We start from the raw sequence: 26,575 nt of genomic DNA, 5'->3' as shown, positions 1-26,575 counted from the left end.
GGAACTGAGATGCGTTTCCTGAAAATGGATATGCGTGCCGCTACCGTTGCGGCCGCCCTGACCGCCTCGTTCGGTCTCGCTGCGGCACCTGCCGACGCGAAGGTCGAAGGGGACACCATCATTCTCGGCGCGGCGATGTCGCTGACCGGCAAATATTCCACCAACGGTATCGACACGCAGAACGGCTACGAGCTCGCGGTCGATATGATCAACAAGAACGGCGGCGTGAAGGTCGGCGGCAAGAGCTACAAGTTCAAGGTCGCCTATTACGACGACGAGTCGACCCCGGCGCGCGGCGCGCAGCTCGCCGAGCGCCTGATCAATCAGGACGGCGTCAAATATATGCTTGGCCCGTACAGCTCCGGCCTGACCAAGGCCATTGCGCCGGTCACGGAGAAGTACAAGATCCCGATGATCGAGGCCGAGGGCGCGTCCCGCTCGCTCTTCACCCAGGGCTATCGCTACATGTTCGCGGTGCTCTCGACCTCCGAGCAGTATCTCGCGAGCTCCGTCGCGCTGGCGGCCGAACTGGCCGAGGCCTCGGGCAAGAAGGCGTCCGACGTCAAGGTCGCCATGGCGTTCGAGAACGATCCGTTCTCGCTCGACGTGCGTGCCGGTGTGGTCGAAGACGCGAAAAAGCACGGCATGAACATCGTCATTGACGACAAGCTGCCGCGTGATCTCGCCGACATGACCTCGACCCTGACCAAGGTGAAGGCTTTGAAGCCGGATCTGCTGGTGATTTCCGGTCACGCCAAGGGTGCTGTTACCGCAGGCCGTCAGATCAGCGAAATGAAGCTCGACGTGCCGATGATCGCCATGACGCACTGCGAGTCGGCCAAGATCACCGAGAATTTCGGTGCCGGCCCGATGGAAGGCATCCTCTGCCCGACGCAGTGGTCCGAGACCCTGAGCTACAAGGACGATCTCTTCGGCACTGCCGGCGAGTATGACGCGCTCTTCAAGAAGACCTATCCGAGCTACAAGACGGTCCCGTACCAGGCCGCCCAGGCCTCCGCGGCCCTGCAGGTCTGGAAGGACGCGTTCGAGCGGGCAAACAGCTTCGACACCGAAGCCCTGCGCGACGCGATCGCGGCGACCGACATGGAAACCTTCTACGGTCGGATCAAGTTCGCTCCGGAAGGCAACAACATCGCCAAGCCGATGGTGCTGCGCCAGATCCAGGGCGGCGAGTATCTGGTTGTCGCGCCGACGAAATGGGCCTCCTCGAAGGTCCAGCATCCGCGTCAGCCCAAATACTGAGCGTATGACCTCGTGAACGCGGTGGAAGGCATCCCCTTCCACCGCGTTTCCTTCTCTCTGCGGGTGCCGCTCCGGCGGCCTCAACCCGGCAAGAAAGGCTGAGCGCTTCCATGCTCGACAATATCTCGATTCTCTTTCAGGCACCGATCTTCGCCGTCGACCTGCTGATCCAGGGACTGCTGATCGGGGGCATCTTCGTGCTCGCGGCCTATGGCCTGGCGCTGGTCTGGGGCGTGATGAACGTCAAGAACCTGGCGCAGGGCGAACTGGTCATTCTCGGCGGCTATCTCGCCTATCAGGCGACGCTCTGGGGCATCCATCCGATCGTGGCGCTGCCCGTGGCCTTCGTGCTCATGTTCTGCTTCGGCTGGGTGATCTATCTGGTGATCATCAAACGCGTGGTCGACCGTGACATGTTCACCTCGCTGCTCGCGACCTTCGGCCTCAGCCTCCTGATCCAGCAGTCGCTGAACCTGGTCTTCGGCCCGGAAGTGCGGATCGCCGAAGCGGGGTTCGGAACACTCATTCTCGGGGATCTCGCCATCCCGGTGATCCGCATCGTCAGCCTCGGCCTCGCCGCCGTGCTCGCGGTCGGGATCATTCTCTTCATGCGCAATTCCAGAATGGGGCAGGCGATCCGGGCCACGGCCCAGGATCCGCGCGCCGCGCGCGTGCTCGGCATCAATACCGATCGGGTCTATGCCTTCACCTACGCGCTGAACGCCGCGATCTGCGGCTCGGCCGGGGTGCTGGTGGCGATGATCTGGAACATCCAGCCCTATTATGGCCTGGTGCACTCGATCCGCTCCTTTATCATCGTCACGGCGGCCGGGCTCGGTAATCTGCCGGGCGTGATCATCGCCGGCTTCGGCCTCGGCGTCTGGGAGAACTATGCCGGCTTCGTGTTCGGGGCCGAGTTCGCCATCGCCGCCGTCGTCGCGCTTCTCGTCGGCGTGCTGATGGTGCGTCTCTTCCAGCTCTATCGTGTGCGGCAGGTGGTCCGATGAGCGCGCGCAGTCTCGATCTCAAGATCTACGCCTTTCTGATCGCCGTCGGCATCATCGGGCCCCTGCTGGTTCCCTCGATCACCAGCCAGATGGCGGTGATGTGGCTGATGGTCCTGATGGCCGTCACCTGGGACATGACCGGCGGGCAGATGGGCTACAATTCGCTCGGCAACATCACCTTCTTCGGCCTCGGCATGTATGCCTCGGCGGTGGTGCAGATCGGCCTCGTCTACGACGTGATGGAGTACACGGCGTCCTTCGGCGCCATCAAGGTGGACTTCACCGTCTCGCAATACTGGACCGGTCTGGTGCTGGGCATCGGGGCGGGGGGCGCGGTGGCGACTGTTTTCGCCCTGGTGGTCGGGCCTTTCATGCTCGGCCTGCGCGGCCCGTATTTCGCCATCGGCACGCTCGGCCTCGCGGTCGCGGTGGCGGAACTGATCAGCGGCTGGCGCTATGTCGGAGGCGGCAGCGGCATTTCCATGCCGATCTTCCCCGGCGAGGCGGGCACCGGATCCATCGTCTTCTACGTCATGTTCTTCGTGCTCGCGATCGTCTGCCACATGGTGATCCGGGCGGTCTACCGCACCCGTTTCGGCCTCGCGATCAACGCGATCCGTGACGATGAGGACAAGGCCGAGGCGATGGGTATCCACACCACGCGCTACAAGGTGATGGCCTGGGCCATCTCGGCCTTCTTCATGGGCATGGCAGGGGCGATCTTCGGCAACATGTCCGGCTTCATCGAGCCGCTCGAGGTCGCCTTCCCGACCGCCACCTTCGGCATCTTCATGGTCGCCATGGCCCTGCTCGGCGGCAAGGGGACGCTCTGGGGGCCGGTGCTCGGCGCCATTCTCTTCCACATCGTCAAGGAAGTGACCTGGACCGAACTGCTCGGCTGGCAGTGGGTCGCGCTCGGCGCGATCATCATCCTCAACATCGTCTATTTCCAGCAGGGCATCCTCGGCTGGGCCCAGGACCGCTGGCCGGCGCTGTTCGGCGTGACGGTGGACGAGAAAATGAGCCGGACCGGCCAGGCGGAGGCAGCGGAATGAGCGGCAACCTGATCGAAGTGCGCGGCGTCTCCAAGAGCTATGGCGGCGTCGTCGCGAACAAGGATGTCAGCATCGATGTCGCCGAGGGTGGCATCACCGGCCTGATCGGGCCGAACGGTTCGGGCAAGACCACGCTGTTCAACTCGATCGTCGGCTACCATCCGATCGACGAGGGCTCGATCAAGTTCCGGGGCAAGGAGATCTCCAAGCTCCGGGTACCGGAGATCGCGCGGCTCGGCCTGCTCCGGACCTTCCAGCAGACCCGCATCTACTCGAAGATGGACTGCATGAAGAACATGCTGATCTCGGTCTCGCACCGGGACGAGGGCCTCGGCTCCATGTTCGGCTCCATGCGGGACCGCGAGACAGAGGAGTTCGCGGAGGAACTGCTGGAGTTTGTCGGACTCTACCAGAAGCGCTTTCTGGTGGCGGGCGAACTCTCCTTCGGGCAGCAGAAGCTGCTGGAATTCGCCATGGCACTTATGAACCGGCCGCAGGTCCTTCTGCTGGACGAGCCGACGGCGGGGATCAACCCGACCCTGATCAACGGTCTGATCGACCGGCTGAAACGGGCAAACGAGCAGTTCGGCATCACCCTCTTCGTCATCGAGCACAACATGCGCGTCATCATGAATCTCGCCGACCGGATCTCCTGCCTCGCCCATGGCGAGCTGCTGGCGACCGGAACGCCGGACGAGATCCAGAATGACCCGCGCGTGGTCGATGCCTATCTGGGAGCCCACTGATGAGCGGCAAGGAAGAGGACGTCACCGTGACGGTGAGCGAGACGCGGATCAGCGGCTATGGCCGCGGCGGTGTCGAGACGGTCATCTCCGTCGAGGACGTGGTCCGTCAGGTCGAGGCCATCGCCGAGGGACCGGACCAGGCGCGGATCGATGCGCTTGCAGGACCAGAGCCCTATGTTTCCATCGAGTCCCTGCGCGCCGGGTACGGCAAGATGGAGATCCTGCACGACTTCTCGCTGAAGGTCGGCAAGGGCCAGTCCTGCTGCCTGATCGGGCCGAACGGGGCGGGCAAGTCGACGATCCTGCATTCGATCTTTGGCTTCACCAACATCTTCTCCGGAAAGATCACGGTCGGCGGCAAGGACGTCACGCACTACTCGTCGAATGAGAAGCTGAAGAATGCGGGCATCGCCTACATCCTGCAGGACAAGTCGGTGTTCGGCGGCATGACAGTCGAGGAAAATCTCTGGATGGGCGGTTACCTGAAGGAGAAGACCTCGGAGGCGAAGGAGGCGGCGGAGCGGATTTTCGAGAAGTATCCGCGCCTCGCCGCGCGCCGCAATCACCAGGCCAAGGTGCTCTCCGGCGGCGAGCGCCGGCTGCTGGAAATCAGCCGCGCGCTGGTGATGGAGCCGGAGGTGCTGCTGGTGGACGAGCCCTCGATCGGCCTCGAGCCGCGTTTCATCGACATGGTGTTCGAGATTCTCGACGACCTGCAGCGGGTCGAGGGCAAGACCATCCTGATGGTGGAGCAGAACGCGAAGAAGGGGCTCGAGTTCGCCGATATCGGCTATGTTCTGGTCTCGGGCCAGACGGCGATGGCCGGCACCGGTGAAGAACTGCTGGCGAACCCGGAGGTCGGGCGGCTCTTCCTCGGGGGCTAGAGGCCCCTAGCGCTCCAGCCCGAGCCGCTTGTGCCAGTCTTCGATGCTTTCTTCCGGATAGTCCTCGAAGCACTGGTCCTTCGGCCCGGCATGCAGCGGCACCCAGTCCGGTTTCGAGGAGAGCATCAGATGGGTGCGTTCCGGTGCGGCCGGCAACGGCGTGTCGATGGCGCCGGCCTGCGGGTGCACCAGCTCCGGCCAGCGCGGGTCCCAAAGCCAGAGAGCGGAGCCGCACTTGCTGCAGAAGCTGCGCTCCGCCGGGCTCTCGTGCCCGTCGGTCACGGCCCGGTATTTCGAGATGTGCTCCGCGCCTTCGACCTTCATGCTTTCGAAATCGCCGGAGAGATTGATCGCGTAGCCGCCGCTGCCCGCCGTCTTGCGGCAGATGGAGCAGTAGCAGTGGTTGAACGGAGTGGGGTGCCGGCTCTCCAGACTGAAGCGCACGGCGCCGCAATGGCAGGAACCGTCAAGCTTCACCGAGCTTCTCCTTTCCCGCATCGACGCTGAAATTCGGCCGGAAGAAATTGAGCCGCGCGCGGCCGTAGGTGCGCGCCTCGATTTCCTCCAGCCATTCCGGCACCTCGAGTTCCTCGCCCTTCTCGCATTCGACCACGATCAGGGTATTGCCGTCGATCCAGCCGCGCTCGTGCAGCTTGTCGAGCGCGGGCGCGGCGAAGCCGCTGCGATAGGGTGGGTCCATCAGCACAAGGGTGACCGGCCGTGGGCTGGTGCGGTGCAGATTGAGGACGTCGCCCTCGATCACGGTGACGTCGCCACCCGCCCGGAGCCGGATGATGTTCTTCTGCAGGGCGGTCACCGCCTCGCGGTCGCTTTCGATGAAGAAGACCTCTGCGGCGCCACGGGAGAGCGCTTCGAGTCCGAGCGCGCCGGTGCCGGCGAAGACGTCGACGACGAGCCCGTCGGTTACCGGGTCCCCGTGCTTGCCGCCTGAAAGAATTCCGAACAGCGACTCCCGCGTCCGGTCCGCGGTCGGCCGAGTGGTCCAGTTCTCAGGGGCGACGAGTTTGGTTCCGCGATGCTTGCCCGCGACGATCCGCATGTTTCTCTCCCCGAGCCGGCCGCGATTTTGCGTTTCCCCGGGGGGCATTCTGCTTGCCGCCGGCGCTGCGCGTCGAGCGCTTTTCCGCATCCGGTCCCGCCTTGCCTCTGGCCGGACCCTTGTTGCCGGCCGGGCCTTTTCCACCGGCTGCTGCCGCGCCCGGTTTCTTGCGCGGTCCCTTGAACGGGGCCTTGGGTTTCGCCGTCGCGGTTCCGGTCTTTTTCTCTTCCTTGAAACCGAGCTGTTCCTTGAGGGTTGCCTGCCGCACCTCGGCAACCTCGCCCGCCGGCAAATCGCCGAGCTGGAAGGGGCCGTAGGAGACCCGGATCAGCCGGTTCACACGCAGGCCGACATGTTCCATCAGCTTGCGGATTTCGCGGTTCTTGCCCTCCCGGATGCCGAGGGTGAGCCAGGTGTTGGATTTTCCCTCGATATCCCGCTCGACGGAGACCGGACCGTATTTGATCCCGTCGACGGTCGCGCCCTTCTTCAATAACTCGATGGAGCTTTCGGTGATCGAGCCGTAAACCCGGACGCGATACTTCCGGAGCCAGGCCGTCGACGGCAGTTCCAGCAGGCGCGACAGCTCGCCGTCATTGGTCAGCAGCAGCAGGCCCTCGGTGTCGAAGTCGAGGCGGCCGACGGTGACGACGCGCGGCATGTCTTTGGGAAGGGCGTCGAACACCGTCTCGCGACCTTCCGGGTCCTTGTTCGTGGTCACCAGCCCGCGCGGCTTGTGGAAGCGCCAGAGACGGGTCGGCTCGATCACCGGCAGGTCCCGGCCGTCGACCCGGATCCGGGACTCCGCGGTCACGGTGACGGCGGGCGTGGTCAGTAGCTCGCCGTCCACCTCGACGCGGCCGGCGGCGATCCATTGCTCGGCCTCGCGGCGCGAGCAGAGCCCGGCGCGGGCAAGCCGTTTGGCGATCCGCTCGGGACCGCGATCCTCGGTGAAGACTTTTTCGAATTCGCTCATGAATCAGGTCTTACGCGCGGGCGCGCGCGGATGCAACGCGCATCCAAACGGCTTGGAGCCGGGAGCGCTTCCCGCTAGGAAGGAAAGATGGACGGGAAAACCGAAAATCCAATGGCACTGGCCCTCGCCGAGGCGGAAGCGGCGGCGGCGCGCGGCGAGGTGCCGGTCGGTGCGGTGGTGACCGATGCCGACGGTATCGTGCTGGCCGCGGCCGGCAACCGGGTCGAGGAGCTGAACGATCCGAGCGCGCATGCCGAGATCCTGGCGATCCGCGCGGCCGCGGCGAAAGTCGGTGCGCCGCGGCTCGTCGCGTGCGATCTCCATGTCACGCTGGAGCCCTGCCCGATGTGCGCCACGGCGATCAGCTTCGCCCGCATCCGCCGCCTCGTCTTTGGGGCCTACGATCCGAAGGGAGGCGGGGTCGAGCACGGGCCCCGGATCTATACCCAGCCGACCTGCCATCACGCGCCGGAAGTGGTCGGCGGGGTCGAGGAGCGCCGCGCGGGCGACCTGCTCCGCGACTTCTTCCGCGACCGCCGCTAGGAGACTTCGATGCAGCTCAATCTCTCTCCCGATGCCTCTATCGTCATCCTGACCGGGGCGGGCATCTCCAAGGAAAGCGGCCTCGACACTTTTCGCGATGCGGATGGGATCTGGTCGAAGGTCAATCTGGAGGACGTGGCGACGCCGGAGGGCTATCTGCGCAATCCGGTCATGGTGCACGAGTTCTACAACGCCCGCCGCCGCTCCCTCCTGAACGCGAACGTGCAGCCGAACGCGGCCCATACGGCGCTCGCCCGGCTGGAGAAGGAATGGCCCGGTGACGTGCTCCTGGTGACGCAGAATATCGACGACCTGCACGAATGTGCGGGCTCGGAAAAGCTCCTGCACATGCACGGGGAGATGCTGAAGGTGCGCTGCGAGCGCACCGGCGAGGTGTTCGACTGGCAGGGGGATCTCGGCCTGGAGAGCCGCAATCCGACCACGAACGAGGCGGGCACGCTGCGCCCGCACGTGGTCTGGTTCGGCGAGATGCCGCTTTACATGGAGGAGATCTACGCGGCGTTGGCCGATGCCGATCTCTTCATCTCCATCGGCACCTCCGGCAACGTCTATCCGGCCGCCGGCTTCGTGCAGGAGGCGCGCATGCACGGCGCCCACACGATCGAGCTCAATCTGGAGCCCTCCGAGGGCGCGACGCTCTTTGCCGAGAAGCGCTACGGCCCCGCGAGCGAGATCGTGCCGGCCTATGTCGAGGAGTTGTTGCGGTAGTTGGTTAGAGCTGTATAGAAGCATTTCAATTATGGAGTTTTGAAATGGACTCAGAAATAGCCATTAATCAGATCGATAATGTTTTGGAACGTTTCAGATTAATCTCTGAAAGGTCTGAGGAGTTTGCGTTGGATGATGTGGATCATTCAACGGTGCATAAGGTTTTTAATATGATGGCTAGTGTGGCGAGGAGATTTTCTGTTCAATCTTCGACCCATTCACAAGAGTTGGATAGAATATTATCTCAAGGAAAGCCGGGATTATTTATTAGGTCATTGGCTGGGTTGCTTATGGCGATGAGGGACGAGTATGAACTGGGATATCTTCAAAGTATAGAAGAATTAGTACATGCGAACACTTTTGCGAGTTTCGTTGAAATGGCGCAACATTTGATTTCGCAGGGTTACAAGGATGCGGCCGCTGTAATTGTTGGTAGCATTCTCGAGCAGCACCTTCGTCAGTTGTGTCAGAAAAACGGAATTCCTCCTGAAGAAAATGGAAAATTCCGAAAATCAGAGGCTTTGAATGTCTCGCTTTCTTCTAAAGGCATAATAAATAAGCTGGATCAAAAAAACATTACGGCTTGGCTTGGTTTAAGAAACAATGCAGCTCATGGAAATTACGATGAATATGACATTCAGCAAGTCAAATTGATGCTTTCCTCCATTCAAAACTTTATAATGAAATACCCCGCTTGATTTCTCGCGGCTGTCACCCTAGGCCCCGATCCGGGATCCGCTGATCACGCTGCGTGCTTGCTGAACCAGTGGACCCCAGATATCCGCCGGGATGACATTGTGTAGGTTGTGGTTGGAAAATTACCGTGGCTGCATCCGGATCGCACCATCCAGCCGCACCGTTTCGCCGTTCAGCATCACATTGTCGATCATCGCCAGCGCCAGTTTCGCGTATTCCTCCGGCGTACCGAAGCGCGACGGATAGGGGACGGTGGCGGCAAGGCTGTCCTGCACCTCCTGCGGCATGCCGAGCAGCATCGGGGTGCCGAACAGGCCCGGCGCGATGGTGTTGAAGCGGATCCCTACCTTGGCGAATTCGCGGGCGCCGACGATGGTCAGCGCATGCACCCCGCCCTTGGAGGCGGCATAGGCGCTCTGCCCGATCTGGCCCTCGAAGGCGGCGACGGAGGCGGTCGAGATCACGATCCCGCGCTCGCCGTCCTCCAGCGGATCCATGCCCTGCATGTCGGCGGCGGCGAGCCGCATCATGTTGAAGGTGCCGATCAGGTTCACCTCGATCACGCGGCGGAAATTGTCGAGCGGCGTCGGCCCGTTGCGGCCGACGATGCGTTCCGCCGGCGCGATGCCGGCACAGTTCACCAGGATGCGGGCCGGACCGTGCGCCTCGCGGGATTTGGCGATGGCGGCCTCCGCCGAGGCGGCGTCGGCGACGTCGCAGGGAACGGCGATGCCGCCGATCTCGGCGGCGACCTTCTTCGCGCCCTCCTCGTTGACGTCGAACAGCGCGACCTTCGCGCCGGCCGCCGCCAGCGCCCGTGCGGTGCCCGCGCCGAGCCCGCTGCCGCCGCCGGTCACGATCGCGGCTTGCCCCTGAACCTGCATCTCTTTAGCTCCCTCGAGGTGTTTTCTGCCCGCCGGTCTTTCTTGACCTTGCGCGGGAAGGCTATAACTGGCGGCAGTGAAACCGAAACCCGCCCGTGCGTCCAGCGCGGCAAACGGAAGCACTGCCGATGTTCTCCTCGCTCCGCGACGTCCCCCGCCCGGCCCTGATCCTCGGTCTCGGCGGGGTGATCCCGTTCTACCTGCTCTCGCTGCCGCTCTGGCTTATGGACCCGCTCTACGGCTATGTGCTGATCGACAGCATGATCACCTATGGCGCGGCGATCCTCTCCTTCCTCGGTGCGGTGCATTGGGGCGCTGCGATGTGGCAGGGCGAGCTTGAGGAGGCGCGCGAGGAGGACGCCGAGGAGATGGACCGGGCCGCCTGGGCGCGCTACGGCTGGAGCGTGATCCCGGCGCTGATCGCCTGGATCGGCACCCTTCTGGTGCCGTTCGCCGGGCTGATGCTGATCGTCGTCGGCATCGGACTCGCCTATTTCATCGACCTGCGCGCCTGCCGCGCCGGGTTCTTTCCGGAATGGTATGCGGGTCTGCGGAAGGTTCTGACGATCCTGGTCCTGCTCGCCTGCGCCAACGCCATTGCCTCCGGTGTGACCGGGCCGTTCTAGGCCCTTTCCTTCGCCGCTTCCTGCTCTTCGGGAAGCAGGACAGGGTGATGGTCGGTCTTGTTGCGCACCGGCACCTTGCCGAGCTTTGCTTCGCGGTGGGCGATATAGAGCGTCGAGGCGACGATCAGGCCGGCGCCGAGAAGCGTGTGCAGACCCGGCACGTCGCCGAAGAGCCAGAAGCCGATGAAGCCGGCGAAGAGCAGCCGCGAATAGTCGAACGGCACCACGGCCGTCGCCTCGCCGACCTTGAAACCCTTGACCGCGCAGGCCTGTCCGGCCGAGCCGAGCGCGCCGACCGAGAGCAGCATCGCCATCTCGGTCCAGGTCGGCTGCTGCCAGACCAGGATCGCGGGCACGGTCATGATCGAGGTCGAGACGATGCCGAAGCTGAAAAGGATGGTGAGCGGGGATTCTGTCGCGCTGAGTTTTTTGACCAGAACCACGACCAGCGCGACGAAGAAGGTGCCGAGCAACGCGACACCCGAGGCGAAGCCGATTTCTGAGCCGCCCGGCTGAACCATGATCAGCACCCCGAGGAACCCGACGGCGGTCGCGCTCCAGCGCCGCCAGCGGACCTTCTCGTTCAGGAACAGGACCGCGAGCACGATCATGAAGAGCGGCTTGGCGAAGCTGATCGCCGTCGCGTCGGCGAGCGGCATGTGGGTGACCGAATAGAAGCCGCAGGCCATCGCGCCGGCGCCGAGGCAGCCGCGCAGCAGATGCGCGAAGGGGCGCCGTGTCTTGAAGACCTGCGGCCCGGCCCGGACCATGAAGGGCAGGATCACGGCGAGCCCGAAAGCGCAGCGGAAGAAGGCGATCTGGAAGGTGTCGAGCCGGGCGCCGAGCAGCTTCACGTTCGCCTGCATGATCGAGAAGATCACGCAGGAGACGACGATCCAGAGCGCCCCCTGGGTATTGGGGGAGAGCGCGGCGAAGCGGGAGGACAGCGATGTTTCGGCGGGGGCCATAGGCTCGATCTCAGGCACCCGGCGGCACCCATGTCCTTGATCTGCGGAAGGCTTTCAGGATACGCCCCGCCCGCCGCATTACCAGCGCCGATTGCGCATTGCAGCCTTGAGGCTGCCCCGGAGGATCAGGTCGCCAGTCTCGGCGCGGGCCAGACGACGAGAATGTTGCGCGATTTCCAGATCGGGCCCGGGTCCTCGAACGTGGCGCTCTCCGTCCCTCCGAGGGCACGGTAGAACTTCCGTGCCGCTTCGTTCTCTTCCACCACGGAGAGGCCCGCGCCCTCGAAATCGAGTGTGCTCATTTCCTGCAGCGCGAGCCGGAGCAGATGCGCGCCGAGCCCGCGTCCGCGCTGGCTGCCGTCGACATAGAGATGCTTGATTTCGCCGCGCCGGCCGAAGATTTCCGATCCTGGCGGTCCGTAGCTGACAAGCCCGACGATCTGCCTGCCGGCAAGGGCGAGCACGGTGTTCTTCCGACGGTCTTCCGAGGTCAGGGTCTCGATCCAGCCCGGCAGGCGGCGCTTCTCGTCGAGGATGGCGACGGCTTCGGCAGGCGCCATCTGGCCGTAGGTCTCGCGCCAGATCCTGACGTGAAAGCCGGCGATCTCCTCCGCTTCTCCCGGAACCGCCTTCCGTATCTCGATGCCGTCCGGTGTCGCTGCCCCGTCCATCGTCCTCGTCCGTCTTCCATTCTGCTGCATCCAGCTAACCCGCATCGAAGCGGCGCTCGCCAGCGCCCATTGCGCATTGCAGCATTGCCCGCCGGACGGCGCCTCGCTATAGCTTTGGGCGAATGGCAAGACGCTGACCGGACCGCGTTCCGGGCAATGGCGCGGCAAACAGGGGACGCCTAGAGATGACGACCGACAGCAAACCGCTTTGGCAGCCGAGCGCCGAGCGCATCGCGAACGCGAACATCACCCGCTTCATCGAGTTCGTGAACCGGGAACGCGGCGCGAAGCTCACCGACTTCGACAGTCTCTACGCATGGTCCGTGGACGAGCTCGAAACGTTCTGGGACGCGTTCTGGGATTTTTCCGGCATCGTTGGCGACAAGGGCAGCGACGTCATCCTGAAGGACGGCGACAAGATGCCGGGCGCCGCCTTCTTCCCCGACGCCAAGGTCAATTTCGCCGAGAACCTGCTGCGCCGCCGCGACGATGCGGATGCGATCGTCTTCTGGGGCGAGGACAAGGTGAAGCGGCGGCTCAGCTTCGCCCAGCTCTATGACGAGGTCTTCAAATTCGCCCAGGCCCTGAAGGCCGAGGGCGTCGGCCCCGGCGACCGGGTCGCGGCCTTCATGCCGAACATGCCGGAGACCGTGATCGCCATGCTGGCGACCGCCAGCCTCGGCGCCGTCTGGTCCTCCTGCTCGCCCGATTTCGGCATCCGCGGCGTGCTCGACCGCTTTGGCCAGATCGAGCCCAAGGTGTTCGTCGCCGTCGAGGGCTATTACTACGGCGGCAAGGCCTTCGACACGCTGGACAAGGTGGAGGGTATCCTCGCCGAGCTGCCGAGCGTGAAGAAGACGGTGATCGTGCCTTATACGCGGAACGAACCGCCGATTTCGGGGCTGCCGAACGCCGTCACCTACGGCGACTTCACCGGTGCCTTCAAAGCGGGCGAGATTTCCTTCACCCGTATGGGCTTCAACGAGCCGCTCTACATCATGTTCTCCTCCGGGACGACCGGGGTGCCGAAATGCATCGTGCACGGCATCGGCGGCACGCTGATCCAGCACCTGAAGGAGCACCAGCTCCACAGCGACGTGAAGAAGGACGACCGGGTCTTCTACTTCACCACCTGCGGCTGGATGATGTGGAACTGGCTGGTCAGCGGCCTCGCCTCGGAAGCGACGCTGCTGCTCTATGACGGCAATCCGTTCTACCCGAGCGCCAACATCCTCTTCGACTATGCCGATGCCGAGAAGATGACCCTGTTCGGCACCTCGGCGAAATATATCGACGCCCTGAACAAGGCCGGCGTCACGCCGAAGGACACCCACGATCTCTCGACCGTCAGGGCGATGACCTCGACCGGCTCGCCGCTGGTGCCGGAGGGCTTCGACTATGTCTACCGGGCGATCAAGTCGGACATTCAGCTCTCCTCGATCTCAGGCGGCACCGACATCGTCTCCTGTTTCGTGCTCGGCAATCCGGTCGGCCCGGTCTGGCGCGGCGAGATCCAGACCCGCGGCCTCGGCCTCGCGGTCAATGTCTTCAACGACGACGGCAAGCCGGTGGTCGGCGAGAAGGGCGAACTGGTCTGCACGAAACCCTTCCCCTGCATGCCGATCATGTTCTGGAACGATCCGGACGGCTCCAAGTACAAGGGCGCCTATTTCGAGAGCTACGAGAACATCTGGTGCCACGGAGACTATGTCGAACTGACCTCGCGCGGCGGCATGGTGATCTACGGCCGCTCCGACGCGGTGCTCAATCCGGGTGGCGTGCGCATCGGCACGGCGGAGATCTACCGCCAGGTGGAGAAGCTGCCGGAGGTGCTGGAAGGTCTCGTGATCGGCCAGGACTGGGACGACGATGTACGCGTCGTGCTCTTCGTCCGCCTCGCCGAGGGGGTGACGCTGGACGATGCACTGATCAAGCAGATCAAGGACACGGTCCGCAAGGGGGCCTCGCCGCGCCACGTGCCGGCGAAGATCCTGGCTGTCGCCGACATCCCGCGCACCAAGAGCGGAAAGATCGTCGAACTCGCCGTGCGCAACGTGGTGCATGGACGCCCGGTGAAGAATGTCGAGGCGCTGGCCAATCCGGAAGCGCTGAAGCTCTACGAGGGGCTTCCGGAACTCTCGGCCTAGCCCGCTGTTCCGAGAAAGCTTGGCCGTGCATCGGGAGCCCGATAGGCTGAGACCGGGGCCCGGCGAGAAGATTTAGGGAATAAGGCGATTTCGGCCCAGGACATCAGCGCGGAACAGGACGCTCCGGATTCGGCGCTCTCTCGCCGTCAGCTCGAGGAAATCGTGCGAGAGCTCGAGTCCGCGATCGAGGAGACGCGGCAATGGCTGGCGCTGTTCCACCGCGCACTGGTCTGCCGGCTCCGTCCCGATCCGGAAGTGGTCACCGAGGACGCCCACCGGATGAGCCGTTTCGGCCGCTGGTACTCGACCAAGCGGGACGACGACCTCTTCTCGCAACCGGCTTTTGCCACGCTCGTCGGCATGCACCAGGGGATCTACGCCCATGCGGCCATTCTCGCCGTGCGGGGCTGGAAGGACGACGGTGTTCCGCCGGCGGAATACGATGCGCTGTTGCACAAGATCGACAGTTTCAACGAGCAGGCGGGGCGCATGGCCCGGGCCTTCCGTGCGGCGCTCTCCAATCTCGATCCGCTGACCGGGACAAATACCCGCCACACGATGGAAAAGGAGCTGATGCGCGAGCAGCAGCGGATCCGCCGCACCGGTCGTCCCTGCTCGATCGCCATTGCCGATATCGACCGTTTCAAATCGGTGAACGATACCTACGGCCACCATGCGGGCGACCGGGTGCTGTCCCGCGTAACCCGGCTCATCGAGGATTCGCTCCGCCCGTACGACACGATCTACCGCTTCGGTGGCGAGGAATTCCTGATCTGCCTGCCGGACTCGGATCCGGAAGAGGCGCGGAAGGTGCTCGACCGGGTACGCAAGAAGATCGAGGAGACGCCGGTCGATATCGACGGCGCGGAACCGCTTTCCGTCACCGTCTCGTTCGGCGTCGCGCAGCTCGTGCCCCGCAGGCGGCTGAAGGAAATCACCGAGCGCGCCGACCGGGCGCTCTACGAGGCCAAGAATTCCGGCCGGAACCAGGTGGTGGTCTGGACCGCCGAATTGCACTGAGGTCGCTGCCCCGTCTTTCTGTGCGCGCGATTGGGATTGCCGCCGGGCCGGAGCCGGGTATGATCCCGGTGAAATTCGATTTGTCGAAAATGCGAGGGAGTTTTCGCCGTGGCGCTAGACAAGGGACGGGCGACCGAGCTTGAGCATATGGTCCGCAAGATGGGGGCGATCATCTCCGTCTTCGAGGTCCGGTCGGATCCTGTCGGCAATGCGCGTTTCAGCGCCTTTCGCGACCTGATGGACGTGTTCCACGCCATGTGCGAGCGCCAGCTGAAAGAACACAAAGACTTCATCGACGAGATGGGCGAGATGACCGAAGAGGAGACCGAGCGCCTGAAGGCCGCGTTCGAGAAGATCTACGGGAAAGCCCCGGGCGCCGTATGACCGGCGGCGTGCTTCAAGTCTACCGAATGGTCTGGCAGGCGAAGCCGCCTTCGTCTTTCGCCCGCTTCTTCAGTTCGGCGAAGGCGGTCAGCACCGTCTCCAGATCGGAGTTCCGCCGGCCTGGTTCGATCACCAGCATGGCCGCGCTGCAGGTGAGCAGCGGATAGTTCCGCAGCTTTCCGTCCCGCCCGCGGGCCTCGATCGAACCGCGCTCCCGGGCTTTCTTGTCGTAGAAACTCTCGACGTCCCGGGCGAACTGATGGCGTGCCTCGTAGGCAAGCCGGCTGACCGCTTCCGGATCGGCTCCGATGCTTCCGACGAAGAAGTCGTCCCCGCCGATATGCCCGACGAAGAAATCGGGTCCGCTGAAGGTCTGCCGGAGATTTTCCGCGAACAGCAGCAGCGCCCGGTCGCCCTGGCGGAATCCGTAGGTGTCGTTGAAGGGCTTGAAGTTATCGAAGTCGAAATGCAGCAGCGCGCAGGTCTCTTCGGTATCGGTCACCGCGTCGGCGATATGGTCCGAGATCGAGGTGTTGCCGGGAAGCTTTGTCAGCGGATTCATCTCGCGGGCGAAGATGAGGTTCTTCTCGTTGAGCACCCGGAGCAGGGAGGAGTTGTCGAGGAAGCCGATATATTGCGCATTCTCGACGATGATCACGCCGTTCAGCGAGTCGTTGTGGCTGTAGATCTGCAGGATGCGCTCGGCCTGGGTGTGGATGTCCGCGATCGGGCAGGGGCGCACGAAATCGCCGAGCCGCTTGCCGAAGCTGCGGTTCACGATCAGGTCCTTGCCGTAGGGTGAGAAGGCGTAGGCTTTCAGGTCGACGTCGCGGACGATTCCGAGCGGACGGTCGTTCGTGTCGAGGACCGGAAAGAGCCGGGCGCTCTGGTTGGTGCGGAAGGCATCGAACACATCCTGCATCGGCGTCTCGATCCTGAGCGTCGGCACGGCGACGATCTGTTCGCGCAGGATGTGCTGGTCGGAGGAACGGGCCCGCCGGTCGCGGCGGCGCGCGGTCATCAGGGTCTCGTAGCTCCGGCTGAGGCTCTCATGCTCCAGCGTCGGCCGTGCCACCAGATAGCCCTGAACCAGATCGAAGCCGAGCTCCCGGCAGCTGCTCAGGTCCTCCTGGGTCTCCACGCCCTCGGCGATGGTCTGGATCCCCAGCACCTCGAACATGTCGATCAGGCTCGAGACGAAGAGCTTCTTCTTCGGGTCGCGGGCGACGTTGTTGATGAAATAGCGGTCGAACTTCACGTATTCGGCATGCTCTTCATGCAGCAGGCGCAGGCGCGCATAGCCTTCGCCGAAATCGTCGAGCGCGATCTGGATACCGTGGTCGCGGGCCTGACGGAGCGCCCTGGTTGCGGCGCTGTCCTGGGAAATGTCCGACTTCTCCGAGACCTCGAGGCAGAGCTGCGTGCTCGAGAGGCCGAGGCTTGCCATGGCCCCGAGGATGTCCGTCGTGCGGCTGCTCAGATGGGGCAGGCTGCGCGCATCGATATTGAAGAAGAGGTGCAGGCCGTCCGCGCAGGAAAGCGCGGCGAAATCCCGCAGGGCCTTGTGCAGGAGGCGGGCCTCAAGCTCCTCGACCGAGCCGTTTTCGGCCGCACGGTCGAAGAGATCGGCGATGCTTTCGAAGCCGAGTTCGGCCGTTCCGCGCAGCAGGGCCTCGAAGCCGTGGGTCAGGCCGGTATCGAGATGGACGATGGGCTGGAAGGCATGCCGAAGGCCGGCGACCAACGAGTCCAGGGGCGGAAAGCGACCGCTCAACTCAAGCATTCCCGCGCCGTCGGCCGCGGCCGATTTCAAATTGAGCACTGCGCTTCGCCGCAAAAAATTAGGGCATACTCACGTACCCTTTCTAGTGCATTTCGCGGCTTTTTATATGTGAAGGTTAGATGACTGATTCCTCGGAATTTTCGCTGTTTTCCGCAAAATTTTAGCGACTGGAGCCGCCGTGTTCGCGCGCGACCGCCCGCCAGCCGATATCCTTGCGGCAGAAGCCGTGCGGCCAGTTGACCGCTCCGACGGCGTCATAGGCGCGGGACTGCGCTTCCGACACGGAAGCGCCGCGCGCGGTCACGACGAGCACCCGTCCGCCGGTGGCCAGCAGCACCCCCTTGTCGGTCCGCGTCGTGCCGGCATGGAATGTGGTCACCATGTCGGTATCCTTCGGCAGTTCCGCGATCAGGGTGTTCTTCTCGTAGGAGCCGGGATAGCCGTTCGAGGCGAGGACCACGCAGAGCGCGGCCTCGTCGCGCCAGCGCAGCGTGATCTGGTCGAGCTGACCGTCGGCGGAGGCGATCAGCGCCGGCAGGAGGTCGCTCGTCAGGCGCATCATCAGGACCTCGCATTCCGGATCCCCGAAACGGACATTGTGCTCGATCAGCTTCGGGCCGTCGGCGGTGATCATGAGGCCGGCGAAGAGCACACCCTTGAACGGCATGCCTTCGGCCGCCATGCCGTCCACGGTCGGCTGCACGATTTCCTTCATCACCCGGTCGACCATCGCCGGATCCATCACCGGGGCCGGCGAATAGGCGCCCATGCCGCCGGTGTTCGGGCCCGTATCGCCGTCGCCGACGGCCTTGTGGTCCTGCGCCGCGGCGAGCGGCAGCGCCGTTTTGCCGTCGCAGAGCGCGAAGAAGCTGGCTTCCTCGCCGATCAGGCATTCCTCGATCACGACCTCCTCGCCGGCGGCGCCGAAGGCCTTGTCGGACATGGCGTCCTCGAGCGCCGAGATCGCCTCGTTGACCGTCTGCGCCACGGTGACGCCCTTGCCGGCGGCGAGCCCGTCCGCCTTGACGACGATCGGCGCGCCCATTTTCGTCACGTAGTCCTTCGCGGCCTCGAGATCGGTGAAGCGGGCATAGGCGGCGGTCGGGATGTTGTGCCGGTCGCAGATGCCTTTCGTGAAGGCCTTGGAGCCTTCGAGCTGGGCCGCGGCGGCGCTCGGACCGAAGGCCTTGATGCCGGCGGCCGCCAGCTTGTCGACCAGGCCGGCGACGAGCGGCGCCTCGGGGCCGACCACGACGAAGTCGATGGCCTTGTCCTTCGCGAAGGCGACCAGCCCGTCGAGATCCTCCGCTTTCACGGCGACGCATTCCGCGACCTCCGCGATGCCGGCATTGCCGGGCGCGCAGTAGAGGTGATCGCACAAGGGCGAGGCGGAGATGGCCCAGCACAAGGCATGTTCGCGCCCACCGGATCCGACGACCAGAATTCTCATTTTGATGTCCCCATGCTTTCGCTCGGCGGCCTTGTAGCATAAATTCCGGGGATGCAAGACGATAGCCCGCTGCCCACCGGCAACATTCCCGAATTCTCCGTCAGCGAGATCTCCAACCAGGTCAAACGGACCGTGGAAGGTGCCTTCGAACATGTCCGCGTGCGCGGCGAGGTCTCGCGCCCGACCCGCGCCGGATCGGGGCATGTCTATCTCACCCTGAAGGACGAGAAGTCGGTGCTCGACGCGGTCTGCTGGCGCGGCACCGCGGAACGGCTGTCCATCCGGCCGGAAGAAGGCATGGAGGTGATCTGCACCGGCAAGCTCACGACCTTCCCGGGGCGCTCCAAGTATCAGATGGTAATCGAGCAGATGGAGCTCGCCGGCGAGGGCGCGCTGCTTAAGCTGCTGGAGGAGCGCAAGCGCAAGCTGGCCGCGGAAGGTCTGTTCGCCGACGAGCGCAAGCGCCCGCTGCCGTTCCTGCCTCGTGTCATCGGCGTCGTCACCTCGCCGACCGGAGCGGTGATCCGCGACATCCTGCATCGCCTCTCGGACCGCTTCCCGACCCATGTGCTGGTCTGGCCGGTGCTGGTCCAGGGCGAGACCGCGAAGGACCAGGTCGCGGCCGCGATCGAGGGCTTCAACCGGATGGCGCCGGACGGACCGGTACCGCGCCCGGATCTGCTGATCGTCGCGCGCGGCGGCGGCAGCCTCGAGGATCTCTGGGCCTTCAACGAGGAGATCGTGGTGCGCGCCGCGGCGGCGAGCGAGATCCCGCTGATCTCCGCCGTCGGGCACGAGACCGACACGACGCTGATCGATTTCGCCTCGGACCGCCGGGCCCCGACGCCGACGGCGGCGGCCGAGATGGCGGTGCCGGTGCGCGCCGAACTGCTCGCCACGCTGATGCAGGACGAGTCGCGGCTCTTCAACGGGCTGCAACGCAAGCTCGGCGAGGCGGAGACGCGTCTGACCGGGCTCTCCCGGGGGCTCGGCGATCCGCGCGCGATCATCGAGGCGAAGGCGCAGACGGTGGATTACCGCTGGCAGAGTGCGAGCGCCGCGACCGACCGGATGCTCTCGCGGCTGACGGAGCGGGTGCGCGATCTCGCGGCGCAGATCCCGGAGCCGGCTGCCGAGCTCGGACGGCTGGAAAACCGCTTCGTGACCGCCCGGCAGCGGCTCGAGTCGGCAATGGACGTGGCTCGGCAGAACGTGGTGAGCGATCTGCGTGCCGCCGCCGTGCGTCTCCGCATCGAGCCTGTCGCCGAACGCATGACACGCGGAGGACGGGACGCGGAGCGCGCCTGGGAACAGATCGAGCGCGCGGTCGATCGTGCGCTGCTTCAGCGGAGCGACCGGCTGAGCGCGGTTGGCCGCATCCTCGAGAGCAATTCCTACGAACAGACCCTGAAACGCGGCTTCGCGCTGGTGCGCGACGCGGAGGGCGTGCCGGTGACCAGTGCCGCGGCGCTTTCCGAAGGTGACGGGGTTTCGATCCATTTCGGCGACGGCAGCCGCGAGGCGGTGATCGGCGCGGGCGCGAGCGACGGCACTGCGCCGAAGCGCGCCGCCCCGAAATCCGCCACGAAGCCGAAGCCGGGAAACACCGATCCGGCCCAGGGGAGTCTGCTGTGATCCGCTTCCTTCTGCTTGCTCTGCTTGTCTTTGCTGCGCGGCCTGCCGGCGCGGTCTCTCTGGAGATGAACGGCGCCTTCACCCAGGGCGGGATCGTCATGGGCCGCACCGATCCGGGCGCGACGCTCACCCTCGACGGCAAGCCGGTCCGGGTCGGGGCGGACGGAATCTTCGTTCTCGGCTTCGACCGCGAGGCGGCGCCGGCATCGGAGCTCGTGGTGCGCGGAGCGGACGGCAGCGAGCAGCGCCGCACGCTCGAGATCGCGAAGCGCGAATACAACATCCAGCGCATCGACGGTCTGCCGCAAAAGTATGTCGAGCCGCCGGCGGAGGTGCTCGCCCGTATCCAGCGCGAGCGCGAGCAGATCAAGAAAGTGCGCGAGATCGATACCGAGCGCGCCTATTTCGCCGAGGGCTTCATCTGGCCGGCCAAGGGGCGGATCTCCGGTGTTTATGGCAGCCAGCGGATCCTGAACGGCGAGCCGAAATGGCCGCATTTCGGCGTCGATGTCGCGGCACCTGTCGGCACGCCCGTTGTGGCCCCCGCGGGCGGTATCGTGCGGCTGGCGGAAAAGGATCTCTACTATACCGGCGGCACGATCATCCTCGATCACGGGCACGGCCTGACCTCGGCCTTCCTGCACATGCGGGACGTGAACGTGAAGGTCGGTCAGGAACTAAAGCGCGGCGATCCGATGGGCACCATCGGCGCCACCGGCCGGGCGACCGGGCCGCATCTCGACTGGCGGATCAACTGGTTCGAGGTCCGGGTCGACGCGGCGGTGCTTGTGCCGCCTATGGAGTGACCAGCCGGTCCAGCAGGGCTTCGAGCGCGTCCGGGTCGTCCCAGACAAGATCCACATCGACGCGCCGGACCATGAGCCGCAGCTCCTCCGGCAGCCGGACATGGTCCTTCGCCGTGGTCAGCAGAAGCGCGTCCTCTTTCTCGGCGCGGGCGATCAGGTCGATCAGATCCTCGCCGCGATAGGGCTCGTGGTCGCCGAAGGAACGCGCTTCCAGCAGCTTCACCCCGAGCTCCGTCAGGGTCTCGAAGAACTTTTCCGGCCGCCCGATTCCGGCGAAGGCGATCGCACGCTCTCCCCTGAGGCCTTGCGCCGAGCGTGATGGCGCAAGCTTGCCGCGCAGCACAGGCAACGCTTTCGCGAGTGGTCCGGCGAGATCCTGCTTGTCCTCTCCGAGCAGAACGACCGCATCCGCTCGGGCGAGGCCGCCCGCGATACTTTCCCTCAAAGGTCCGGCAGGCATCACGCAGCCATTGCCGAAGCCGTAGCCGCCGTCGACGACCAGAACCGAGGCGGATTTGGCGATCGTCGGATTCTGGAAGCCGTCATCCATCAGGATCACGTCGGCCCCGGCCTTCGCGGCCATCTCGGCGCCCTTCGCGCGATGCCGCGAAATCCAGGTCGGTGCGGCCTCGGCCAGCAGCAGGGGTTCGTCGCCGACATCGGCGGCGCTATGCCGCTCCGGCAGCACCTGGAGCGGTCCGGCGAGGCGGCCGCCATAGCCCCGGCTCAGGAAGGCGACCTTGAGCCCGCGTTTTCCAAGCGCGCGTCCGAGCGAGAGGGCGACGGGCGTCTTGCCGGCGCCTCCGGCGACCAGATTGCCGACGCAGAGGACCGGAACCGGCGCCCGGTAGGGCTGCGCGGTCGCCGCGCGCAATGCAGCGCCCGCGCGGTAGATCCAGGAGGCCGGCGTCAGCAGGGCCGGCAGCAGGCCGCCGCTCCGCCAGAAGCCGGGGGCCTTCACTTTCTCTCTCCATGGGCGGCGACGGCGGCGCAGATGCGCGCGGACATCTCGTCCGCAATGGCGCCCTGGCCTTCGGCAAAGGTCTTTGCATTGGCGCCGAGCTCGGCCCGTTGCGCGTCGTTCTGCAGCAGGTCCCGCAGGCGCTTTCCAAGATCCTTCGCATCGGCGATCTCAAGGGCGGCCCGCGCCTCGATCATGTCGGATGCGATGTCCGCATTCTTGGCCATCAGCTGTCCGAACAGGACCGGTTTGGCGAAATGTGCCGGCTCCAGCGGATTGTGCCCGCCGACCGGGATCAGCGAGCCTCCGACGAACACCGCGTCCGAGAGCTCGAACAGGGTGCCCATCTCGCCGAGCGTGTCCGCGATGTATATCTCCGTCTCCGGCGTGGGCAGAGCATCCAGGGACCGGCGCGCGCAGTGCAGGCCCTGACCTTTGAGCAATGCCGCGATCTCGGCGCCCCGGTTCGGATGACGCGGAGCGACGAGGGTCAGGAGATCGGGGCGGGCCGCGGCGGCGATCCGGTGCGCTTCCGCCGCCGCGTCTTCCTCGCCCGCATGGGTGCTGGCGGCGAGAAAGACGGGCCGCTTGCCGACGGCCTCTCTCAGAACGGCAAGCTTCTCGGCGTCGGTCGCCAGCGGCGCGGCGGCGCGCTTGAGGTTCCCGACATATTGCACCGGCGCCCGGGTCAGGCTTTCGAAGCCCGCTTTCTGCACCGGGTTGCTCGCAAGGATGAGCGAAAAATCCGCGAAAAGGCGCCCGGTGAAGAACGAGAGACGGCGCCAGCGCTCGAACGAGCCCTCGGACATCCGGGCATTTGCCAGGATCAACGGAATGCTCCGCCGAGCGGCGGCCAGCACGAGGTTCGGCCAGAGATCGGATTCGACGAAGATCGCGGCATCTGGCCTCCAGTGATCGAGGAAAGCGGAGATCCAGGCCGGGTGATCGAGCGGTACGAACTGATGCATGGCGCGCGCCGGGAGCCGGTCGGCCATCAGTTTCGCCGAAGTCAGGGTGCCGCTGGTCAGGAGGACGTTGAGAGCCGGATCGCGGTCGAGCAGACGTTCGATCAGGGCGAGTGCGGTCTGACACTCGCCGACACTGGCGCCGTGGACCCAGAAGAGCTGTCCTTCAGGGCGCGCAAGAGACGCTTGCCCGCGCCGTTCGGAGATCCGCGCCGGGTCCTCCTTGCCGCGGGCAAGACGGCGTCGCAGCAGGTGGTCAAGGACGGGGGACGCGAGACGCATGGCGCCGCTGTAGATCTGAAAGATCATGCCAAGGCCGCCGGCTCGGGTTCGGCGGGGAGGATGGGTTCCGTGCCAAGCGTCCGGTCCGCCTCCAGGCAGAGATCGTTCAGCCGTTTTTCAAGTTCCAGGCGCAGAGCTTCCAGCGTGTCCTCGTCCGCGTCCCGGGGCACGCTCAGCGGTGCGCCCCAGATATACACGCCGCGGGTGAAGGGCAGCGCCAGAATGAAGCGGTCCCAGCTGTTCAGTACGCGGCGGCGCCGGACGTTCCAGGTCACCGGATAGATCGGCGCGCCGCTCATCCGGGCGAGGGCGATGATGCCGGCACCAGCGCGCATGCGCGGCCCGCGCGGCCCGTCGGGGGTCAGGCCGACGGCGATACCTTCTTTCAGCGTGCGGAGCATGGAGCGCATGGCCTGCGCCCCGCCTTTGCCTTTCCCGGCCGAGCCCTCGATATCGCCGATCCCGAGATGCTCGATGGTGCGCGCGATCAGACGTCCATCGGGATGTTTAGACTGCAGCATCGCGAAGGGACGGCCGGTTTGCCAGATCTCCGACATCAACATGATGCGATTGTGCCAGAAGGCGCCGATGATGGGGCGGTCGCTCGCGAAAACCTCGTCCCGGATTTCTGGATTCAGGACCTGCCAGCGGATGGTGCGCGAGAGCCCCCGGATCAGTGCCGCCAGAAGGCGGCTCGCGACCTCGCGGCCGGTTTCCGTGCGCAACAGTCGCTTCAGCATGCTTTCCGTTCTGGTTCCGGGGCCGGGCCGACCGCTCGGGCAAGCTCGGGCCTTACGGTCACAGGAATGCATACTAGCGCCATGCTGCGGCGCCAAGGTCTTATTGTCCGTACGGCTCAGGCGGCGCGGCGTTCCGCAGGGCCGAAGGCGATTTCCGGGTCGAACGGCGCGAGATTGCCGAGGAACTGTTCGGCGCAGGCGCGCCAGCTGAAGCCGAGCGCATATTTCCGGCAGTCTTCCGGCGAGAGCTCAAGTGCTTGCAGCGCTGCCGCACGGAGATCCTCCGACAGCACGCCGACCTTGTCCGAGGCGATCACGTCGAGCGGGCCCGGAACCGGGAAGGCGGCGACGGGCACGCCCGAGGCGAGCGCCTCCAGCATCACGAGACCGAACGTGTCGGTGCGGCTCGGAAAGACGAAGACGTCGGCCGCGGCGTAGTGCCGGGCCAGCTCCTCGCCCTTCTTCGCGCCGGCGAAGACTGTTTCCGGGAACTTGCGCTTCAGCATCTCCATGTCCGGTCCGTCGCCGACCACGACCTTGCTTCCCGGCAGATCGAGTTCGAGGAAGGCCGGGAGGTTCTTCTCCACCGCGACCCGGCCGACGAACATGAAGACCGGCCGCGCAATGGGCGCATTGCCGTCGATCGCATCCTTCGCCTGTGGCCGGAAGAGTTCCGTATCCACGCCGCGGCTCCAGTCCCTGATGTTGTCGAAGCCGCGCGCCTCGAGATCGGCACGGATCGACTTTGTCGCCACCATCACGCCGGCGGACTTGCCGTGGAAATGGCGCATGACCCTGTAGGTCCAGGAGACCGGCACGCCGAGGCGGGGCTGCACATATTCGGGGAAGCGGGTGTGATAGGCGGTGGTGAAGGGCAGCTTGTTGCGCACGCAATAGCGCCGCGCGGTCATGCCGAGCGGGCCTTCGGTCGCGATATGGATGGCGTCCGGCCGGGCCGCCTCGATCATCGCCGGAACCCGGAAGAAGGGCCAGCAGGCGAGGCGGATCTCGGGATAGGTCGGGCAGGGGACGGTCCGGAACAGGTCCGGCGTGATGGTCTCGACCTCGTGCCCCATCGCCCGGAGTTCGCCGATCACCGTGTTCAGCGTGCGGACGACGCCGTTCACCTGGGGAAACCAGGCATCCGAGACGAGCAGGATTTTCATGGCGAAGGCCTCTCAGGCAAAGGTGAGATGGCGGATCTCGGCCCAGTTCAGGATTTCCATGCGGCCGTCGCTATGCTCGACCAGCGCCGTGCAGCTCTCCACCCAGTCGCCGTCGTTGCAGTAGGTGACGCTGCCGATCTGCTTCATCTCGGCCTTGTGGATATGGCCGCAGATGATGCCGTCGACGCCGCGCTTCATCGCTTCCTCGGCGAGGGCGTGCTCGAAATTGCCGATGAATTCGACCGCCCGCTTGGCCTTGTTCTTCAGGTAGGCCGAGAGCGACCAGTAGGGATAGCCGAGGAAGCGGCGCACCTGGTTGAATCGGGTGTTGAGCGTGAGGGCGAGGTTGTAGGCGCCGTCGCCGACCAGGGCGAGCCACTTGTTGTATTTCACCACCACGTCGTACTGGTCGCCATGCAGGATCAGGAAGCGGCGCCCGTCGCGGGTGACGTGGATATGCTCGTCGCGCACCTCGATCTGGCCGAAATTCTCGCCGAGAAAGCCGCGGAACATCTCGTCGTGGTTACCGGGCAGGAACATCACCCTGGTGCCCTTGCGTGCCTTGCGCAGCAGCTTCTGGAGGACGTCGTTGTGGCTCTGGTTCCAGGCCCAGGAACGTTTCATGCGCCAGATGTCGATGACGTCACCGACCAGGTAGAGATAGTCGGATTCGGTGTGCCGGAGGAAATCGAGCAGATAGTCGGCCTGGCAGCCCTTGGTTCCGAGATGAATGTCGGAGATCCAGATCGCCCGATAGCGGTCGATGCCCTTCTGACTGTTCATCTCCGTCTTCCATTTCCTTAATTTGGTCAAAATTCCAAGGAAAACTTCAACGCCATAGTTTATGTGGCGCATTCTATTATGGAGATGCCCATATGTTGTAAAATGAAGTTTGTGTGAATTCACAAAAGTGAAATAAAAAAAGTTTTTAAATCTGTCGGGATAAGGCGAGGCTTTAATAAATCTGTCATCGTTGGGGCCGCGAGAAGGCGGGGCGCCGGGAGTTTCATTTGGATCAGTTGACCGGCGAATCGGGCCGGACTCTTGCGGGTGCAGCACCGGGAGCGATTCCCGAAGGCGGACGCCGCCATGTGGTCGTCATCTACAATCCGAAGGCGGGACAGAGGC

General features: G+C 64.7%; 27 protein-coding genes. 14 read left to right on the top strand and 13 right to left on the bottom strand.

Annotation, left to right across the window (positions count from 1 at the left end; all coding sequences use genetic code 11):
- Positions 1-9 precede the first annotated feature (9 nt).
- From JJ959_RS04465 to JJ959_RS04445, 5 genes are all read left to right on the top strand, one after another.
- Positions 10-1,263: an amino acid ABC transporter substrate-binding protein gene (locus tag JJ959_RS04465; RefSeq protein WP_292880070.1), complete on the top strand. Its 1,254-nt coding sequence runs from the start codon at positions 10-12 to the stop codon at positions 1,261-1,263.
- Positions 1,264-1,373: 110 nt separating this feature from the next.
- Positions 1,374-2,270: a branched-chain amino acid ABC transporter permease gene (locus tag JJ959_RS04460; protein ID WP_292880069.1), complete on the top strand. Its 897-nt coding sequence runs from the start codon at positions 1,374-1,376 to the stop codon at positions 2,268-2,270.
- Positions 2,267-3,325, top strand: a complete 1,059-nt coding sequence (locus JJ959_RS04455) for a branched-chain amino acid ABC transporter permease (protein ID WP_292880067.1) — start codon at positions 2,267-2,269, stop codon at positions 3,323-3,325. The genes JJ959_RS04460 and JJ959_RS04455 overlap by 4 nt, the downstream gene beginning before the upstream one ends.
- Positions 3,322-4,071 carry an ABC transporter ATP-binding protein gene (locus JJ959_RS04450; RefSeq protein ID WP_292880065.1) on the top strand — a complete coding sequence of 250 codons (750 nt, stop codon included), beginning with the start codon at positions 3,322-3,324 and terminating at the stop codon, positions 4,069-4,071. Before JJ959_RS04455 ends, JJ959_RS04450 begins: the two co-directional genes overlap by 4 nt.
- Positions 4,071-4,955, top strand: coding sequence for an ABC transporter ATP-binding protein (locus JJ959_RS04445; RefSeq protein WP_292880064.1), 885 nt, complete (start codon positions 4,071-4,073; stop codon positions 4,953-4,955). The genes JJ959_RS04450 and JJ959_RS04445 overlap by 1 nt, the downstream gene beginning before the upstream one ends.
- A gap of 6 nt (positions 4,956-4,961) precedes the next feature.
- Here JJ959_RS04445 and JJ959_RS04440 read toward each other — a convergent pair whose 3' ends face one another.
- From JJ959_RS04440 to JJ959_RS04430, 3 genes are read right to left on the bottom strand one after another with little or no spacing between them, the layout of a single operon-like run.
- A complete protein-coding gene (locus JJ959_RS04440) occupies positions 4,962-5,432 on the bottom strand; it encodes a GFA family protein (protein ID WP_292880063.1) in 471 nt (156 codons plus the stop codon).
- The gene (gene rsmD, locus JJ959_RS04435; protein ID WP_292880062.1) at positions 5,422-6,015 is read right to left on the bottom strand and encodes a 16S rRNA (guanine(966)-N(2))-methyltransferase RsmD; all 594 of its coding nucleotides are present in this window, start codon (positions 6,013-6,015) and stop codon (positions 5,422-5,424) included. Before rsmD ends, JJ959_RS04440 begins: the two co-directional genes overlap by 11 nt.
- Complete coding sequence (locus JJ959_RS04430; RefSeq protein WP_292880061.1) at positions 5,966-6,991, bottom strand: pseudouridine synthase; 1,026 nt, start codon at positions 6,989-6,991, stop codon at positions 5,966-5,968. The genes rsmD and JJ959_RS04430 overlap by 50 nt, the downstream gene beginning before the upstream one ends.
- An 87-nt stretch (positions 6,992-7,078) precedes the next feature.
- Between JJ959_RS04430 and JJ959_RS04425 the strand changes: the two genes are divergently transcribed.
- The 3 genes from JJ959_RS04425 to JJ959_RS04415 are packed head-to-tail and all read left to right on the top strand — an operon-like array spanning position 7,079 to position 8,961.
- Complete coding sequence (locus JJ959_RS04425) at positions 7,079-7,534, top strand: nucleoside deaminase (protein ID WP_292880060.1); 456 nt, start codon at positions 7,079-7,081, stop codon at positions 7,532-7,534.
- Between the two features lie 9 nt (positions 7,535-7,543).
- A complete protein-coding gene (cobB, locus tag JJ959_RS04420) occupies positions 7,544-8,263 on the top strand; it encodes a Sir2 family NAD+-dependent deacetylase (RefSeq protein WP_292880059.1) in 720 nt (239 codons plus the stop codon).
- Positions 8,264-8,307: 44 nt separating this feature from the next.
- Positions 8,308-8,961, top strand: coding sequence for a hypothetical protein (locus JJ959_RS04415; RefSeq protein ID WP_292880058.1), 654 nt, complete (start codon positions 8,308-8,310; stop codon positions 8,959-8,961).
- 120 nt (positions 8,962-9,081) lie between these two features.
- Here JJ959_RS04415 and JJ959_RS04410 read toward each other — a convergent pair whose 3' ends face one another.
- On the bottom strand, positions 9,082-9,843 hold the full coding sequence (locus tag JJ959_RS04410) for an SDR family NAD(P)-dependent oxidoreductase (RefSeq protein ID WP_292880057.1): 762 nt from the start codon (positions 9,841-9,843) through the stop codon (positions 9,082-9,084).
- Between the two features lie 128 nt (positions 9,844-9,971).
- Between JJ959_RS04410 and JJ959_RS04405 the strand changes: the two genes are divergently transcribed.
- Positions 9,972-10,469, top strand: a complete 498-nt coding sequence (locus tag JJ959_RS04405) for a DUF3429 domain-containing protein (protein WP_292880056.1) — start codon at positions 9,972-9,974, stop codon at positions 10,467-10,469.
- Here the strand turns inward: JJ959_RS04405 and JJ959_RS04400 are convergent.
- Positions 10,466-11,437 (bottom strand): DMT family transporter, encoded by a 972-nt coding sequence (locus JJ959_RS04400; RefSeq protein ID WP_292880055.1) that lies wholly within the window; start codon positions 11,435-11,437, stop codon positions 10,466-10,468. The two genes, JJ959_RS04405 and JJ959_RS04400, sit on opposite strands and share 4 nt — an antisense overlap.
- Before the next feature lie 125 nt (positions 11,438-11,562).
- Entirely contained in the window at positions 11,563-12,108 is a 546-nt protein-coding gene (locus tag JJ959_RS04395; RefSeq protein WP_292880054.1) for a GNAT family N-acetyltransferase, read from the bottom strand.
- 185 nt (positions 12,109-12,293) lie between these two features.
- Here JJ959_RS04395 and JJ959_RS04390 point away from each other — a divergent pair, with 185 nt between their 5' ends.
- The 3 genes from JJ959_RS04390 (at position 12,294) to JJ959_RS04380 (ending at position 15,659) form a co-directional block, all read left to right on the top strand.
- Positions 12,294-14,255, top strand: a complete 1,962-nt coding sequence (locus JJ959_RS04390) for an acetoacetate--CoA ligase (RefSeq protein ID WP_292880053.1) — start codon at positions 12,294-12,296, stop codon at positions 14,253-14,255.
- 87 nt (positions 14,256-14,342) lie between these two features.
- The gene (locus JJ959_RS04385; protein WP_366816916.1) at positions 14,343-15,275 is read left to right on the top strand and encodes a diguanylate cyclase; all 933 of its coding nucleotides are present in this window, start codon (positions 14,343-14,345) and stop codon (positions 15,273-15,275) included.
- 108 nt (positions 15,276-15,383) lie between these two features.
- Positions 15,384-15,659: a hypothetical protein gene (locus JJ959_RS04380; protein WP_292880052.1), complete on the top strand. Its 276-nt coding sequence runs from the start codon at positions 15,384-15,386 to the stop codon at positions 15,657-15,659.
- A 19-nt stretch (positions 15,660-15,678) separates the two neighbouring features.
- Here the strand turns inward: JJ959_RS04380 and JJ959_RS04375 are convergent, their stop codons facing one another.
- Complete coding sequence (locus tag JJ959_RS04375) at positions 15,679-17,433, bottom strand: GGDEF domain-containing protein (RefSeq protein WP_292880051.1); 1,755 nt, start codon at positions 17,431-17,433, stop codon at positions 15,679-15,681.
- Between the two features lie 169 nt (positions 17,434-17,602).
- On the bottom strand, positions 17,603-18,892 hold the full coding sequence (purD, locus tag JJ959_RS04370; RefSeq protein ID WP_292880050.1) for a phosphoribosylamine--glycine ligase: 1,290 nt from the start codon (positions 18,890-18,892) through the stop codon (positions 17,603-17,605).
- Between the two features lie 51 nt (positions 18,893-18,943).
- Between purD and xseA the strand changes: the two genes are divergently transcribed.
- Both xseA and JJ959_RS04360 read left to right on the top strand, forming a co-directional pair.
- Entirely contained in the window at positions 18,944-20,527 is a 1,584-nt protein-coding gene (xseA, locus tag JJ959_RS04365) for an exodeoxyribonuclease VII large subunit (protein ID WP_292880049.1), read from the top strand.
- Positions 20,524-21,333, top strand: coding sequence for a M23 family metallopeptidase (locus tag JJ959_RS04360; RefSeq protein ID WP_292880048.1), 810 nt, complete (start codon positions 20,524-20,526; stop codon positions 21,331-21,333). The genes xseA and JJ959_RS04360 overlap by 4 nt, the downstream gene beginning before the upstream one ends.
- Here the strand turns inward: JJ959_RS04360 and lpxK are convergent.
- From lpxK to JJ959_RS04335, 5 genes are all read right to left on the bottom strand, one after another.
- Positions 21,323-22,294 (bottom strand): tetraacyldisaccharide 4'-kinase, encoded by a 972-nt coding sequence (gene lpxK / locus JJ959_RS04355; protein ID WP_292880047.1) that lies wholly within the window; start codon positions 22,292-22,294, stop codon positions 21,323-21,325. The genes JJ959_RS04360 and lpxK overlap by 11 nt on opposite strands.
- Positions 22,291-23,568, bottom strand: coding sequence for a 3-deoxy-D-manno-octulosonic acid transferase (locus JJ959_RS04350; RefSeq protein ID WP_292880046.1), 1,278 nt, complete (start codon positions 23,566-23,568; stop codon positions 22,291-22,293). The genes lpxK and JJ959_RS04350 overlap by 4 nt, the downstream gene beginning before the upstream one ends.
- Positions 23,565-24,281, bottom strand: coding sequence for a lysophospholipid acyltransferase family protein (locus JJ959_RS04345; RefSeq protein WP_292880045.1), 717 nt, complete (start codon positions 24,279-24,281; stop codon positions 23,565-23,567). The genes JJ959_RS04350 and JJ959_RS04345 overlap by 4 nt, the downstream gene beginning before the upstream one ends.
- 116 nt (positions 24,282-24,397) lie before the next feature.
- Positions 24,398-25,447: a glycosyltransferase family 1 protein gene (locus JJ959_RS04340; RefSeq protein ID WP_292880044.1), complete on the bottom strand. Its 1,050-nt coding sequence runs from the start codon at positions 25,445-25,447 to the stop codon at positions 24,398-24,400.
- Positions 25,448-25,459: 12 nt separating this feature from the next.
- Positions 25,460-26,230, bottom strand: a complete 771-nt coding sequence (locus JJ959_RS04335) for a UDP-2,3-diacylglucosamine diphosphatase (RefSeq protein ID WP_292880043.1) — start codon at positions 26,228-26,230, stop codon at positions 25,460-25,462.
- Positions 26,231-26,575: the final 345 nt, after the last annotated feature.

The organism is Nisaea sp. (assembly GCF_017640745.1).
GTDB lineage: Bacteria > Pseudomonadota > Alphaproteobacteria > Thalassobaculales > Thalassobaculaceae > Nisaea.
The sequence above is the reverse complement of the archived record's forward strand: the minus strand, read 5'-3'. Positions and strand labels throughout refer to the sequence as shown.

What these genes read in the sequence shown, in the direction of transcription:
- JJ959_RS04395 (WP_292880054.1), bottom strand. Translation starts at nt 12,108, where the DNA reads ATGGACGGGGCAGCGACACCGGACGGCATCGAGATACGGAAGGCGGTT.
- JJ959_RS04445 (WP_292880064.1), top strand. Translation starts at nt 4,071, where the DNA reads ATGAGCGGCAAGGAAGAGGACGTCACCGTGACGGTGAGCGAGACGCGG.
- JJ959_RS04455 (WP_292880067.1), top strand. Translation starts at nt 2,267, where the DNA reads ATGAGCGCGCGCAGTCTCGATCTCAAGATCTACGCCTTTCTGATCGCC.
- cobB (WP_292880059.1), top strand. Translation starts at nt 7,544, where the DNA reads ATGCAGCTCAATCTCTCTCCCGATGCCTCTATCGTCATCCTGACCGGG.
- JJ959_RS04390 (WP_292880053.1), top strand. Translation starts at nt 12,294, where the DNA reads ATGACGACCGACAGCAAACCGCTTTGGCAGCCGAGCGCCGAGCGCATC.
- xseA (WP_292880049.1), top strand. Translation starts at nt 18,944, where the DNA reads ATGCAAGACGATAGCCCGCTGCCCACCGGCAACATTCCCGAATTCTCC.
- JJ959_RS04415 (WP_292880058.1), top strand. Translation starts at nt 8,308, where the DNA reads ATGGACTCAGAAATAGCCATTAATCAGATCGATAATGTTTTGGAACGT.
- JJ959_RS04425 (WP_292880060.1), top strand. Translation starts at nt 7,079, where the DNA reads ATGGACGGGAAAACCGAAAATCCAATGGCACTGGCCCTCGCCGAGGCG.
- JJ959_RS04465 (WP_292880070.1), top strand. Translation starts at nt 10, where the DNA reads ATGCGTTTCCTGAAAATGGATATGCGTGCCGCTACCGTTGCGGCCGCC.
- JJ959_RS04405 (WP_292880056.1), top strand. Translation starts at nt 9,972, where the DNA reads ATGTTCTCCTCGCTCCGCGACGTCCCCCGCCCGGCCCTGATCCTCGGT.
- JJ959_RS04410 (WP_292880057.1), bottom strand. Translation starts at nt 9,843, where the DNA reads ATGCAGGTTCAGGGGCAAGCCGCGATCGTGACCGGCGGCGGCAGCGGG.
- JJ959_RS04335 (WP_292880043.1), bottom strand. Translation starts at nt 26,230, where the DNA reads ATGAACAGTCAGAAGGGCATCGACCGCTATCGGGCGATCTGGATCTCC.
- JJ959_RS04340 (WP_292880044.1), bottom strand. Translation starts at nt 25,447, where the DNA reads ATGAAAATCCTGCTCGTCTCGGATGCCTGGTTTCCCCAGGTGAACGGC.
- JJ959_RS04345 (WP_292880045.1), bottom strand. Translation starts at nt 24,281, where the DNA reads ATGCTGAAGCGACTGTTGCGCACGGAAACCGGCCGCGAGGTCGCGAGC.
- JJ959_RS04400 (WP_292880055.1), bottom strand. Translation starts at nt 11,437, where the DNA reads ATGGCCCCCGCCGAAACATCGCTGTCCTCCCGCTTCGCCGCGCTCTCC.
- rsmD (WP_292880062.1), bottom strand. Translation starts at nt 6,015, where the DNA reads ATGCGGATCGTCGCGGGCAAGCATCGCGGAACCAAACTCGTCGCCCCT.
- JJ959_RS04450 (WP_292880065.1), top strand. Translation starts at nt 3,322, where the DNA reads ATGAGCGGCAACCTGATCGAAGTGCGCGGCGTCTCCAAGAGCTATGGC.
- JJ959_RS04460 (WP_292880069.1), top strand. Translation starts at nt 1,374, where the DNA reads ATGCTCGACAATATCTCGATTCTCTTTCAGGCACCGATCTTCGCCGTC.
- JJ959_RS04430 (WP_292880061.1), bottom strand. Translation starts at nt 6,991, where the DNA reads ATGAGCGAATTCGAAAAAGTCTTCACCGAGGATCGCGGTCCCGAGCGG.
- purD (WP_292880050.1), bottom strand. Translation starts at nt 18,892, where the DNA reads ATGAGAATTCTGGTCGTCGGATCCGGTGGGCGCGAACATGCCTTGTGC.
- JJ959_RS04350 (WP_292880046.1), bottom strand. Translation starts at nt 23,568, where the DNA reads ATGATCTTTCAGATCTACAGCGGCGCCATGCGTCTCGCGTCCCCCGTC.